The organism is Streptomyces sp. VRA16 Mangrove soil, assembly GCF_017377775.1.
In the GTDB taxonomy this organism is placed as follows: Bacteria; Actinomycetota; Actinomycetes; order Streptomycetales; family Streptomycetaceae; genus Streptomyces.
The window spans coordinates 676,788-688,802 of the sequence record NZ_JAFVLN010000001.1; the positions used below are offsets into that span (position 1 = coordinate 676,788).

The following is a 12,015-nucleotide window of genomic DNA, read 5'->3' on the forward strand; positions in this document are numbered from 1 at the left end:
CGGCTGTGCGCACTTTGGGGCGAGTGGGAACCGGGGTTCCGGATGGGGTCAGTTCCCGGCCGGTCGTGGTACCCGCGGCGGGCGCAGGAAGCGCAGGCCCGTCTCGATCAGGAGCCAGCCGAACCGGTGGCGCAGCGAGGCGCCTTCGCGGCCCCTGCGTTCCGTGCGTGCGAGGCGGCGCAGCCGGTGGGCGTCGGCCTGGGCGCGCAGTTCGGCGGCGCGGGCGGCATGCAGACAGGCGTGGATGTGCGGGTGGTTCACGAGGTCGCCTCCCCTCGGTCGTTGCGGAACGCCACCCGTAGCACGGTGACCGGCTCGGCCCCTTCCGGGCGGGTGGACGGATCGTCGAACCGGTCGTTGTAGGGCTCCAGCAGCTCCGCGAAACGCCGCGCCACGTCGGCGAGTTCGGCCGCTGTCAGGTAGACGAGGTCGTCGCCGAACTGCTCCGCCGCGCGCCAGTCGGGCGGCAGTTCCCGGCGGGTGCGCAGCGCGTGGGTCATCGACTCGAAGTAGCGCTGCGCCATGGTGGCGTTGAGTGCGTCGGCCGCCTCGTTGTCGACGCCCCGCCAGTCCGTGTACCGGGCCGTGGCCCGCCACGGCTTCTGCCGGCCCTCGCCGCCCTCCGCCTCCTCCACGAGGCCGTACTTGGCCAGCATGCGCAGATGGTACGAGCAGCTGGCCACGGACTCCCCGGTGAGTTCGGCGGCCCGGGTGGCGGTGAAAGGACCCTCGACGCGCAGCAGCGAGACGAGCTTCATGCGCGTGGGATGCGCGTAGGCGCGCAGCGCGCGAGGGTCGTCGAGATGGACGGTGCGCTTCTGTGCCCGTGGCTCTGCCATGGACCTAAAGGTATCTTTCTAAAGGTTTCTTTACAAGGGTGTGGGAGGAAGGGCGAGGGTGGCTGCGCCTACAGGGTGAGGGGTGGCTGCTCCTCCAGCAGGCCGAGTACGGGGCGCAGCCCGTCCGGCCGTTCCGCCACCGGCAGATGGTCCACGAAGTGCACCGCGCACCCGAGCGACGCCGCACCCCCGTCCGCCCGCCGGTCGTCACCGACCATCAGCGTGTCGCCGGGGGCCACCCCGAGCGCCTCGCAGGCGGCCGTGAACAGGCGCGGGTCCGGCTTCTGGACGCCGTGGCGGTACGACATGACGTACGTGTCGACGTACGGGTCGAGACCGTGGTCGACGAAGACCGGCCGCAGGTCCCAGCCGATGTTGCTCACGACCCCCACCGCGATCCCGCGCTCGCGCAGCGCGGCGAGCACCTCGCGGGCGTCGGGGTAGGGGCGCCAGGCGGACGGCGTCATGTGGCGCTCGTACAGCGCCTCGTAGAGCCGGTCGTCGGGGAGCGGCACCTCGCGGGCGAGCCCCGTGTAGGCGGCGCGATGACGCGCCGAGTCCACGTCGCGCACGGCCATCAACTCGGCCAGATGCTGCGGGACTTCGGCGGGGTGAGCGGTGCCGCCCGGCAGCGCGCCCACCTCGTGGAGCCGCTGTGCGGCCCGCTCGAACTCGTCGTCCGGCAGCGTCGTTCTGGCCGCGGCGAGCGCGGCTCCCAGCCACGACCGGGTGGACTCGATGCGGAAGAGCGTTCCGGAGAAGTCGAAGAGCACGGCTTTGATCGGCATGCCTCCGATCCTCGGCGGTGCCGAACTCCCTGGTCAAGAACGGCTGTCGGCGGTCCGCCACTTCTCGTACGCGGTCGTGGACAGCAGTACCGTGAACGCCCCGAGCAGCCAGCCACCGAGCACGTCCGACGGCCAGTGCACCCCGAGCCACATCCGGGTCAGACCGACCCCGAGCACCGAGACGACACCGACCGCGAGGGCCGTGCGCCGCACGGTGGGCCCGGCGCCGTGGCGGCGCAGCAGCCACAGCACGAGACCGCACACGACCGTCGCCGTCATCGCGTGCCCCGACGGGAACGCGGCATAGTGCGCCGAGTCGACCGGATCCGGCCACACCGGGCGCGGCCGGTCGACCGCGGCCTTGAACCCCTGCTGGAGCAGGGTGCCGACCAGGCAGGTCGCCCCCACCCAGACCGCGAGCACCGCGTTCCGCAGCCGCCACACGAGGACCACGACGACGACCGCGGCCAGGGCGCGCATCGTCCACGGGTCCCACACCCAGTCCGACAGGATCCGGTTGACGTGCGTGACGTCGGGCGCGGCGACCGCCTCGCGATGCAGGGAGCGCGCGATGTCCTGGTCCAGCGTCGTCAGCGGGTGCCACCGGACCGCCACGAGCACCATCAGCAGAACGAAGGACGACGCCAGGACCAGCACAGGAGTGCGCCGGGCGGGCGAGGGAGGCGTGGTGCGGGGCGGGGATTCGGGGCGTGCCGGGTGCATGCGTCGATCCTCGCTCATCGGGCCGGGTGCGGACCAGCCGCGCGGCCGGCTAGCCCAGCGCCCGCAGCCCCGGCACGAACGTCACCAGCAGCGGCACGAGCGGGACGAGCGCCGCGGCCGCCGTCAGCTGGAGCCGCCGGGCCGGAGTGAGCCGGGAAGGCGGGGCGAGCAGCCGGTGCACGCGCTGCGGGACATGCGCCTGCGGGGTCGGGCAGGGGCCGGAGAACACCCCGCGGTCCTCGTTCAGTTCGACCAGGGCGAGCGCGATCGTCAGCCGGCCGAAGCGCCGCGAGGCGACGTCGTCCGCGGCGAGCTCCACCAGGCGGTGCATCTCGTCACGGAACGCCGCGAACACCGGCACCTGCGGAAAGCCCGAGGCCAGCGCGCCCGAACAGTGCAGCAGCCAGTCGTGCCGCCACCGCGCGTGCCCCAGCTCGTGCGCGAGCACCGCGTCGAGCTGGCGCCCCTTCAAGCGGCGCAACGCGGCCGTGGTGATGACCAGTTGGGGCGCCTGCCCGGACAGCAGCCAGGCGTCGGGACGCTCGCCCTCCAGCACGACGAGGCGATCGGGACCCGGCTCCTCGCCGGGCAACAGCGGTGCGCGGACGCGCAGTTCGGCCCGGTTCCTGGCTCGTCTGGTCCGTGCCCGATGCACCTCGCGCGCCAGCATCGCGGCCGTCCACGCCCCGCCGAGGGCGAGCGCCACGGCGACCGCGGCCGCCCAGGGGCCCGCCGTGCCGGGAGCGTAGGCCGCCACGACCGCATGCGGAGCGGTGGCGAAGACATGGCCGCGCACCGCCTCCCACGCGGCGGCCGCGCTCAGGGTCATCGACAGGGCGCAGCACAGCAGCACGGCCGCCACCACGCACTGCCACACCCACAACGCGACGATCGGCTCCCGCTCGGGCCAGTCGGCGCGCGCGAGCAGACGCGGGGCGACGACGGAGGCGAGGGTGCCGAGCAGCAACAGCGCTACGGGGACCGTCATGACCGTCACCCTATGAGCCGGGTGCGGCCCACCGATACGGGCCCGGGCGTCAAGTGACGCACGCCACGGTTTCGTTCACCCGGGAGAGTGCGCGTGCCGGGGCATCCACGGGTGAGCAGCGGTACGAGCTGCTCAAGGGTGTCGATACGCCGGTCGGCCGCCGCGACCACGTCCGGATCGGCGGCCCGCAGGTGGCCCCACGCGTCGCGGCGCAGATGTGCCACGCGCAGCCCCGCCCGTTTCGCCGGGAACACGTCGTCGGCGGGGTGGTCGCCCACGTACACGGTCTCCTCGGGAGCGGCCCCCAGGACGTCGGGCAGCCGGGCGAAGAACGCGGGCGACGGGTGGGACACGCCCCCCTCGTCCGAGGTGGCGACGACGTCGGCGGGCAGGCCCAGGGCGCGCGGCAGCACACCTGCGCGCACCGTCTGGCTGCCCGCGACCACGACCCGCGGCCCCCGCTCGCGCAGCCCGGCCAGGGTGGGGCGTACGTCCGCGTGGAGATCCTGCTCCTCGATGACCTCGCCCCGCCCGGCGGCCTCCCGCGCCCGGTACTCGGCGTCGATGCCGGTCCCGGGCCTGACCAGGCGCAACGCGTCCGAGTTGTCCCGGTTCCCGGCGACCATGGCGCCGACCAGCGCCGCGAGGGTGTGCCGTGGCACGCCCAGCCGGTCGGCCCATCTGCCCCGGTAGCGGTCGTCGCGCACCAGGGTCTCGCCCATGTCGAACACGATCGTCCTGGCCAGGCCCTCAGCGTAGGGGCGGGCGTCACATGGCCAGCAGCATGGCCAGCATCCCGATCCCCATGGACAGCCGGCACGCCCGCGCCAGCTCCGGGCGGTCGCCCCAGCGGGCGGAGGCGGGGTGGCCCGGCACGGGGCCCGCGGCGGCGGCCGGGACCAGGCGGGTGCCCGTCCACAGGACGTAGACCGTGAAGTACACGAACAGCAGTCCGGTCAGCACGGGGGCGCCCGCGCCGCCGTGCTGGGCGTGCCCCTCCGGGCGGGCGGCCATGGCGACCGCCATGTAGGCCATGGCGAAGGCGCCGATCAGATGGTGCAGATGGTGGGTGGGGCCGGTTCTCGACGCCCAGAGGGCGCGCAGGGCGGCGGCGCCGAACACCACTGCGTACAGCAGCCAGGCCCAGCGCGGTGGGGTGAGCACGGCGGCCGGCACCGCCATGAGGGCCATGCCGAACCCCATCAGGGCCTCGCCGCCCGCCGTGCGGCGCTGTTCCTCCACGGCGCTGCGCATGCGCAGCAGGCAGTACGCGCCGGTCGCCGCGCACAGCGCGACGAGCAGCCATGCGGCCGACAGCGGTCCGTGCACCCCGGTTCCCCCTTGCCTTCCGGCCGTCCCGGTCGTGTTCCTCGCCCGGCTCTCGTGGAGATGCCCAGGAGGGCGGGGGCGTAAGGCGGCGCAGGGGAGCACACGTGGTGTTTCACGCGTAAAGCACCCTCCGGGGTTCGGCCGGGCACGGCGTCGGCGACACTGGTGTCACCGCGGGCACAGGGGCCCGCGGAGCTGACGGAAAGGGCCGGTCGGGCAGGTATGAGCACGGAGCAGGGCGTGGACGCGGGACCGTACACGGCGGCCGACACGGTGTCGTCGGTCGTACGGCAGTGGCAGGCCGTGCGCCCCGACGTCGACACGGGCCCGATGGAGATCATCGGCCGGATCAACCGGTGCGCCGCGCTGCTGCAGCAGGCCGAGGACGCGCCCCTGCGGCACGCGGGTCTGACCCGTCCCGAGTTCGATCTGCTGGGGACGCTGCGGCGCACCGGCCGCGAGCTGACCCCCGGCGACCTGGCCCGGGAGACCTTCGCGTCCGGAGCCGCCGTCACCAAGCGCCTCAAGCTGCTGCAGGAGCGCGGCTTCGTGGCCCGCAGGGGCGACACCCGCGACCGGCGCGTGTCGCATCTGAGCCTGACGGACGAGGGCAGGGCCCTGGTTGACGAGGTGCTCCCGCAGCAGCTCGCGTACGAGGCGTCGGTCCTCGCCGGACTCACCGGCGGCAAGGACGGTGAACTCGCCGCACTGCTCGGTGAGTTGCTGCTCCAACTGGAGGGGCGGCTCGGCGTCGGCAGGGGCTGATCCGCTTCAGAGATCGTCTCGTTCGGTTCTCCGGTCAACTTGGTTGTTGCCTGCGGCGTTTGTTGGGGTGGCAGGGTTACATGCCGCGGTCCGGCTCGCTCCCGGCTCTGGCCGTTCGTCGGCGGTCATCGGGAGCCGGCGCAGTTGTGCCGGGCCGGGGTAGAAGGCGGAGGTGCCGGCGCCGGTCATGTCTTGGCCGATGAGGGAGCGGGGGCGACCTGCACCGCGCCCACCTGGTCCGCCCGGTGGCGGCGCTGCTCAGGCCCGAGGCTTCAACTGCCCCTGGCTGGCAGGAAGTCGGGCCCGCCTCACGCGGCGGCAGCGGTGACACGGTCGGCGCCGCCGCGTGGGGATCCGGTTTCCGGCAGACCGCGGGCGCCGGCTTCCGGCTCGTCGTCGACGTCGGGGCGTGGGACCACTCCGTCGCCATGAACACACCGGGACAGTCCGGCGACCCGCACGGCGAGCACTACGCCGACCTCTTCGAACAGTGGGCCGGCGACGGCTCGTTCCCGCTCCTCTACAGCAGCGCCGCAGTGGAGAAGCGCGCGGTGCGGACGATCGCCCTGCGACCGTCCGCACCCGGCGTCGGTCAGCCCCCGAACGGGAGGTAGTCCACCTCGTACCCGAAAGAGCGCGGACCGGCCAGCGCGAGGCCGCCCGGCGACGTCCAGCGCGGGTCGCAGCGCGCCGCGACGACGCTGACCCGCAGCCCGTAGCGCAGCCCCTCCGTGGTGACCGGCTCGCCCGTCTCACTGTCCAGGACACAGATCAGATCCGGTGTCGTGGCGACGGTCGAGCCGTCCCGCGTGGCCAGCAGATGCTCGTTCTGGAAGTCGAGTTCGAGCGTGTGGCCCGTGTCGTCCGTGATGCCCTCGATCACGGCACGGCCGCGTGCGAAACCGCCCTCCGTGCGCCGCGACACATCGACGACCTTGCCGGTGAGCAGAGCGATGCCGTCGAGCATCTTGCGAGCCGCGCCCACCGGATCACTGTGCTCGGCACGGGCCGCGCGCACCGCCGCGCCGAGCTTTTCGGCCAGCGTCAGCGTCGCCGGGACGAGGCCGTCGGCGAGCTGGTCGCCGCGCAGCACCGTGTCCGCGCACGCGATCTGACAGCCCCGCTCCACGCACACCGCCCGCGCGATCGTCTCCGCCGCATGGTTGTCGACGGCGTCCACGATGATCGTGTTGCCCTTGTCGTCGGCGAGCGCCATCGGCGAGTTGCTCACCCCGATCAGACCCGGCAGCACCATCTGTGCCTCGGGAAACGCCCGCCCCATCGCGTCGCCGTCCACGATCGGCAGACCCGCCTGGGCGGCGCACGCGATCGGCAGCATCGAGTTCACCCCGCCGATCTCGATCGGCGCGATGTGCGTCGCGGGGCGCCCGATGTGCTTCTCCAGGGCGCGCAGCGCGGCCAGTTCCTCCCCGCCGTTGGGGACCCGTTCGAGCAGCACCGTCGGCGCGCCCATCCCGGAGATCGGCACCACCGTGGCGGCCGCGGGGACCTCGTCGATGTCCACGATCCGCACCGGGCCGTGCCGGCGGATCGCCTCGCGGGCGAGCAGCTTGCCGATGTACGGGTCTCCGCCGCCGCCCGTGCCGAGGATCCCGGCACCGCGCGCGATGTCGTCCAGCTTGTCGAGGGTGATCTCACGCATGGGCACTCGCTCCGGTCTTGATGTGGTTCAGGTCGAGGTCGCCGACCGCCTTGACGCGGATCCGGGTCGTGCCGCCCGGCAGATAGGCGAGCGGCACCTCCTCGATGTCCACGACCCGCACGCTGCCGCGCCGCGCGCCCGCCTCCTCGGCGCGCCCGACGGCTTCCTCGCGGGCCTGCGCGAGCACGGACTCGCGCTTGCCCTCCGGCACCTGGAAGACCCGGTCGACCTCGCCGCCGACCTGGGCGATGGCCGCGCCGACCGCGTTCGCGACGCCGAAGTTCCCCGGCCGCCGTACGTCGTCGAAGCCCGGCAGCGCCTCCGGTACGAGGACCGAACCGCCCCCCACCGCGACCACCGGCAGCGGCGCCGCCGATGTCCGCATCCGGTCGACGGACTCGGTGAGCCGCTCCGCGATGCGCGCCAGCGCCCGGTCCACGAACGCCCGGTCCAGATGGGCCACACCTGCGGCGTCGCCGATGTCGGCGAGGCCCGCCGCCACCGTCAGGTCCGTCGCCGTGAGCGTGGATCCGCCGAAGACGAGTGCCTCCTCGGTCAGCCGGTAGCCGACCGACCGCGGGCCCGTCTCCCCGTCGGCCGCCACCAGCGAACCGCCGCCGATGCCGAGCGAAAGGACGTCAGGGATACGGAAGTTGGTGCGGATCCCCGCCGCCTCGCTCTCGCCCGCAGCCTCCCGCGGGAAGCCGCCCTGGAGGATGCCCACGTCCGCCGTGGTGCCGCCGACATCGACGACCGCACAGTCCGCGAGCCCCGACAGTAACGCCGCGCCGCGCATCGAGTTCGTCGGCCCGGACGCGAACGTCGCCACCGGGTAGGACCGCGCGAACTCCACGTCCATCAGCGTGCCGTCGTTCTGCGACAGGAAGAACGGCGCCGTGATCGACGCCTCCGCCAGCGCCTTGCCGAACGACTCCACGATCTGCGCCGCGAGATCCCGCAGCGCCGCATTGATGATCGTGGCGTTCTCCCTGGCCAGCAGGCCGATACGGCCCAGCTCGTGGGAGAGCGAGACATGGATGCCGGCGCCGAGTTCGCCGCGCAGGATCTCGGCGGCGCGTCGCTCGTCGTCCTCCGCGACCGGCGAGAACACCGACGAGATCGCCACCGACGCGATGCCCTTCGCCGCGATGTCGGCGGCCGTCCGCTTCAGTTCGTCCGGGTCGAGCGGGGACAGCGGGCGGCCGTCGAACTCGCGGCCGCCGTGGCAGAGATACCCGTGCCCGCCGACGGCGGCCCGCTGCCGCTCGGGCCAGTCCGTCATCGGCGGCAGCGCGGCCGTCGCCGGAAGCCCGAGCCGGACCGCCGCGACGGGCGCGAGCCGGGCGCCCTCGACGAGCGCGTTGAGGAAGTGGGTGGTGCCGATCATGACCGCGGTGACCTCGGCCACGGGCGGGTCGAGGGCCCGGATCGCCACTGTCACGCCGGAGGTGATGTCCGGTGTCGTCGGCGACTTGGCGGCCGAGATCACCCGGTCGTCGTCACCGAGCAGGGCAGCGTCGGTGTTGGTTCCGCCGACGTCGATACCGATGCGCATGGTGCTGCTTTCCTTGGAAGGTCTCCCGAGAGGGATTCTGTGCCGGGTGAGGGAGCCGAGACCGTCGCCGGTGATCGGAGGGCGCTCTCCGCCTCCACCTGGGCGGCCGGCCGCGAGGGCTGGGTGACCGGCAGTTCACGGGCGCCGCGCACCAGGCCGAGAGAGCCGAGCGCGACATGGCCGAGGCCCGCGAGGACGAGCGAGTTGAGGGCGGGAACGCCCCATCACTGGTAAGGGTCGCCGAGCCACCCGACAAGGGAGGCCACGGCCCACACAACGAGAGTGGCGGGTACCCATGACGGCTCGGTTTCGGGCAGGCGTCCGACGCGTCGCGAGGCGTCCAGCCGCGGCCGCCACTTCTTCATCACGAAGTACTCGGCCACCATGATTCCGGCGACCGGCGGGGTGAGGACCCGAGGATCGTCAGGAAGTCGGTGAAGTGGTCCAGGATCCCGGCGGCCGCGGCCGGCGAACCGAACACCCCGATCGCCCGGGACACCTCATGGACGTCGTCGTCCGGGACGCGGCAGCGGCCGGCGCGGCGGCCCTCGTCCGCACCGGTGACTCCGCCGCCGAGCCCGGCGCCCTGGACGGCGCGGCCCGCGCCACCCTCCGCTCCCTCACCGACCGCGGCCGCCTCGCCGCCCGGACGCTGACCCGGCTGCGCGCCGCCGACGCCGCCGCCCACTGGCACGCGGCCCTCGTCGACGACGCCCTCGTCCTGCTCGCCACCCGCGCCACGACCTCGGGCCCCGAGGCCCGCCGCAGCGGCCTCGCGCTAGCCCGCCGCACCCTGGACGCGCTGCGTACCCAGCACCCCGACGCGGGGCTGCGCGGCGGACTCGGCGCCCCGCACCGCGGCCCGCTCGGCATCCGTACCTCCGCCCGCGAGGCCCGCGCCGCCCTCCAGGCCCCGCCCGACGGCACGTCCGTCACCGCGCACGACGCGGTGGGCCTGGACCGCATGCTGATGGAGTGGTACGCCTCCGACACCGCCCACGCGGCGACCGGCGAACTCCTCGCCCCGGTCCCGAGGCTGGGCCCCGACAAGGCCGAACCCCTGCTGCGTACCCTCCAGGCCTACCTCGACCACAACAGTTCAACGGCCCGCGCCGCCGAACTGCTCCACCTGCACCGCAACGCCGTCGGCGCCCGCATCCGCCGCTTCACGGACCTCACGGGCGCCGACCTCACCGACCCGGAGACCCGGCCGGCCCTCCAACTCGCGTGCCACGCAAGGCTGTCGGGGATGCGGCCTGACGGGGCGGCGGACCGCTGACGGGCTACTCCGCCGGCAGCTGCGCGATCGGCAGATCCGGTCGCTGCGGCGTCATCGACCGCCCGGCCACCTGCGCGCTCACCGCCGCGTGGATCTCCTCCGGCGACAGATACGCGTCCGTCATCTCGAAATCCTTGAGCGTGGCGGGCCGGTGCCGCTGGAATCCGGTGCGCACGAAGTCGTCGCCCGCGACCGCGTTCAGACCCCAGTTCGCCGCCGTACGGAAACGCGCTGTCAGGGTCCTCAGCGCCGCCAAGTGGTAGCCACGCGCCACCACTTGGGCCGGAAGCCCGGTCAACTGCACGCCCATCGGCTTCGACACGGCCTGGATGCCGCCGAGGTCGACCACGAGCCCGAGGTCCTTGTGCCGGTACTGGGTGAGCGGGGTGCCGCGCACCGCGGCGAGCACATTGCGGGCCGCCGACCAGCCCTGCCGCATCGCGTGCTGCGCCGTCGGCGGGCACATCGCGTCGCCGCCCTTGACCACGTCGGGCACGGCCGCCGCGTCGCCGAGCGCGAAGACCCCGTCGAGACCGGGCACCGTCAGCTCGGGCGTGACGATCAGCCGGCCCCGGTTCGTCTCCGCGTCGAGCGTCGCGACCAGCGGGCTCGGCGCCACACCGGCCGTCCAGATCAGCGTGTGACAGGGCAGTTCACGGCCGTCGGTGAGCGTCACCGTGTCCTCGGTGGCCTTCGCGACGGACACCCCGAGCGAGACGTGCAGGCCCCGCTTCTCCAGGATCGCCATGGCCTTGTCGCCGAGCCGGTCGCCGAGCTCCGGCATCAGCTTCGGCGCCACGTCCACCAGATGCCACTTGATGCCGCGCGGGTCGAGCCCCGGGTAGCGCTTCACGGCGGCCGTCGTCAGCCGTTGCAGATACGCGGCCGTCTCCGTGCCCGCGTACCCACCGCCGACCACGACGAACTGCAGCCGCGCCTCCCGCTCGCGCGGATCCGAACTCGCCGCGGCCAGGTCCAGCTGCGAGATGACGTGGTCCCGGATCCAGGCCGCCTCCGCCAGCGTCTTCACACCGACCGCGTGCTGGTCGACGCCCGGGATGTCGAACTGCCGGGTGACACTGCCCGGCGTCAGGACGAGATGGTCGTAGCGCTCGACGATCTCCTCGCCGTTGATCTTCCGGACGACGACCGCCTTCGCCTTCGGGTCGACGCCGACGGCTCCGCCCGGCACGATCGCGGTCCGCCGCAGCATCCTGCGCAGCGGCACGGCCACCGACTGCGGGGTGAGCACACCGGACGCCACATGCGGCAGCAACGGCAGATACAGCTGGTGGTCCATGGGACTGACGAGCTTCAGCACGGCCTCGCCGGGCTTCAGCTCCTTCTCCAGCTTGTGCGCGCACTCCATCCCGGCGAACCCGCCGCCGACGATCAGGATCCGCGGCACGGTCGAGGTGCGGGGAGCGTTCGTGTTCCGGGGAGCGGTCATCTCGGATCTCTCCTGAGCTGGACTGCGAGGGCCAGTGCCGTTGTGGTGACTGTAGGGAGTTCCCGTCCCGCCGGCGGGGGACGAGGACCCGATACGGTCATCAGCGTCTATCCGGATCGGCGCCGCCGAATCCCCGGATCAGCGCCATCCTCGGTGCTGCGGCCCGTCGCCGCACGTCAGCGGGGGCCGACCGATGACCAAAACCTGCCCTCAGATCCCGGGTCGGTAGCGGATCGGATGATCCTCGGGCACCTCCACGAGCACGATCCGGTGCCCGTCCGGATCGGCGATCCACATCTCGACGAGCCCCCACGGCTCCCGCACCGGCTCCCGCAGCACCTCCACCCCGGCCGCCACCAGCTCCCCGTGGGCGGCACGCACGTCCGCCACCTGCATCCACAGCTCCAGATGCGGCGAGGGACGCTGCCGCGCCCGCCCCGACACCTCAAGGAAGCCGCCGCCGAGGAAGTACACCGTGCCCCGCTCGGGCCCGGTGCCGAACTCCCGGTACACGGCGAGGCCCAGCGCATCGCCGTAGAACGCCCGCGACCGCTCGGGATCGACGGGCCGGACGAGAATCCTGCTGCTCAGTACGTGAACCATGCCGACGCACCCTAGCGCCGTCGCGTTAACCTC

At 73.3% G+C, this 12,015-nt stretch carries 14 protein-coding genes; 3 read left to right on the forward strand and 11 right to left on the reverse strand.

The window, feature by feature from the left end; genetic code table 11:
* Positions 1–48: 48 nt before the first annotated feature.
* From J3486_RS02870 to J3486_RS02900, 7 genes are all read right to left on the reverse strand, one after another.
* Positions 49–261 carry a hypothetical protein gene (locus tag J3486_RS02870; protein WP_207818301.1) on the reverse strand — a complete coding sequence of 71 codons (213 nt, stop codon included), beginning with the start codon at positions 259–261 and terminating at the stop codon, positions 49–51.
* The gene (locus J3486_RS02875) at positions 258–839 is read right to left on the reverse strand and encodes a helix-turn-helix domain-containing protein (protein WP_207818302.1); all 582 of its coding nucleotides are present in this window, start codon (positions 837–839) and stop codon (positions 258–260) included. Before J3486_RS02875 ends, J3486_RS02870 begins: the two co-directional genes overlap by 4 nt.
* Before the next feature lie 68 nt (positions 840–907).
* A complete protein-coding gene (locus tag J3486_RS02880; RefSeq protein ID WP_207818303.1) occupies positions 908–1,627 on the reverse strand; it encodes an HAD family hydrolase in 720 nt (239 codons plus the stop codon).
* 33 nt (positions 1,628–1,660) lie between these two features.
* On the reverse strand, positions 1,661–2,350 hold the full coding sequence (locus J3486_RS02885; RefSeq protein ID WP_207818304.1) for a phosphatase PAP2 family protein: 690 nt from the start codon (positions 2,348–2,350) through the stop codon (positions 1,661–1,663).
* Positions 2,351–2,399: 49 nt separating this feature from the next.
* Positions 2,400–3,338, reverse strand: coding sequence for a M56 family metallopeptidase (locus J3486_RS02890; RefSeq protein WP_207818305.1), 939 nt, complete (start codon positions 3,336–3,338; stop codon positions 2,400–2,402).
* A 5-nt stretch (positions 3,339–3,343) separates the two neighbouring features.
* The gene (locus J3486_RS02895) at positions 3,344–4,084 is read right to left on the reverse strand and encodes an HAD family hydrolase (protein WP_229377553.1); all 741 of its coding nucleotides are present in this window, start codon (positions 4,082–4,084) and stop codon (positions 3,344–3,346) included.
* 22 nt (positions 4,085–4,106) lie between these two features.
* A complete protein-coding gene (locus tag J3486_RS02900) occupies positions 4,107–4,667 on the reverse strand; it encodes a DUF5134 domain-containing protein (protein ID WP_207818307.1) in 561 nt (186 codons plus the stop codon).
* Between the two features lie 222 nt (positions 4,668–4,889).
* Here J3486_RS02900 and J3486_RS02905 point away from each other — a divergent pair, with 222 nt between their 5' ends.
* Both J3486_RS02905 and J3486_RS02910 read left to right on the forward strand, forming a co-directional pair.
* Positions 4,890–5,432, forward strand: a complete 543-nt coding sequence (locus J3486_RS02905) for a MarR family winged helix-turn-helix transcriptional regulator (protein ID WP_207818308.1) — start codon at positions 4,890–4,892, stop codon at positions 5,430–5,432.
* Positions 5,433–5,650: 218 nt separating this feature from the next.
* A complete protein-coding gene (locus J3486_RS02910; RefSeq protein ID WP_207818926.1) occupies positions 5,651–6,046 on the forward strand; it encodes a penicillin acylase family protein in 396 nt (131 codons plus the stop codon).
* On the opposite strand, the gene J3486_RS02915 is transcribed toward J3486_RS02910, so the two are convergent.
* Together J3486_RS02915 and J3486_RS02920 are read right to left on the reverse strand one after the other, a co-directional pair.
* Positions 6,025–7,095 carry a DUF917 domain-containing protein gene (locus J3486_RS02915; RefSeq protein ID WP_207818309.1) on the reverse strand — a complete coding sequence of 357 codons (1,071 nt, stop codon included), beginning with the start codon at positions 7,093–7,095 and terminating at the stop codon, positions 6,025–6,027. The genes J3486_RS02910 and J3486_RS02915 overlap by 22 nt on opposite strands.
* Positions 7,088–8,650 (reverse strand): hydantoinase/oxoprolinase N-terminal domain-containing protein, encoded by a 1,563-nt coding sequence (locus J3486_RS02920; protein ID WP_207818310.1) that lies wholly within the window; start codon positions 8,648–8,650, stop codon positions 7,088–7,090. The genes J3486_RS02915 and J3486_RS02920 overlap by 8 nt, the downstream gene beginning before the upstream one ends.
* Before the next feature lie 502 nt (positions 8,651–9,152).
* Between J3486_RS02920 and J3486_RS02925 the strand changes: the two genes are divergently transcribed.
* The gene (locus J3486_RS02925; RefSeq protein WP_207818311.1) at positions 9,153–9,929 is read left to right on the forward strand and encodes a CdaR family transcriptional regulator; all 777 of its coding nucleotides are present in this window, start codon (positions 9,153–9,155) and stop codon (positions 9,927–9,929) included.
* Between the two features lie 4 nt (positions 9,930–9,933).
* Here the strand turns inward: J3486_RS02925 and J3486_RS02930 are convergent, their stop codons facing one another.
* Positions 9,934–11,379, reverse strand: a complete 1,446-nt coding sequence (locus J3486_RS02930; RefSeq protein ID WP_207818312.1) for an NAD(P)/FAD-dependent oxidoreductase — start codon at positions 11,377–11,379, stop codon at positions 9,934–9,936.
* A 210-nt stretch (positions 11,380–11,589) separates the two neighbouring features.
* Positions 11,590–11,982, reverse strand: coding sequence for a VOC family protein (locus J3486_RS02935; RefSeq protein WP_207818313.1), 393 nt, complete (start codon positions 11,980–11,982; stop codon positions 11,590–11,592).
* Between the last annotated feature and the right edge of the window lie 33 nt (positions 11,983–12,015).

Bases quoted from the DNA above. Each gene is read 5' to 3' on its own strand.
- J3486_RS02890 (WP_207818305.1), bottom strand. From the start codon at position 3,338: ATGACGGTCCCCGTAGCGCTGTTGCTGCTCGGCACCCTCGCCTCCGTC.
- J3486_RS02885 (WP_207818304.1), bottom strand. From the start codon at position 2,350: ATGCACCCGGCACGCCCCGAATCCCCGCCCCGCACCACGCCTCCCTCG.
- J3486_RS02930 (WP_207818312.1), bottom strand. From the start codon at position 11,379: ATGACCGCTCCCCGGAACACGAACGCTCCCCGCACCTCGACCGTGCCG.
- J3486_RS02935 (WP_207818313.1), bottom strand. From the start codon at position 11,982: ATGGTTCACGTACTGAGCAGCAGGATTCTCGTCCGGCCCGTCGATCCC.
- J3486_RS02920 (WP_207818310.1), bottom strand. From the start codon at position 8,650: ATGCGCATCGGTATCGACGTCGGCGGAACCAACACCGACGCTGCCCTG.
- J3486_RS02925 (WP_207818311.1), top strand. From the start codon at position 9,153: ATGGACGTCGTCGTCCGGGACGCGGCAGCGGCCGGCGCGGCGGCCCTC.
- J3486_RS02880 (WP_207818303.1), bottom strand. From the start codon at position 1,627: ATGCCGATCAAAGCCGTGCTCTTCGACTTCTCCGGAACGCTCTTCCGC.
- J3486_RS02915 (WP_207818309.1), bottom strand. From the start codon at position 7,095: ATGCGTGAGATCACCCTCGACAAGCTGGACGACATCGCGCGCGGTGCC.
- J3486_RS02905 (WP_207818308.1), top strand. From the start codon at position 4,890: ATGAGCACGGAGCAGGGCGTGGACGCGGGACCGTACACGGCGGCCGAC.
- J3486_RS02875 (WP_207818302.1), bottom strand. From the start codon at position 839: ATGGCAGAGCCACGGGCACAGAAGCGCACCGTCCATCTCGACGACCCT.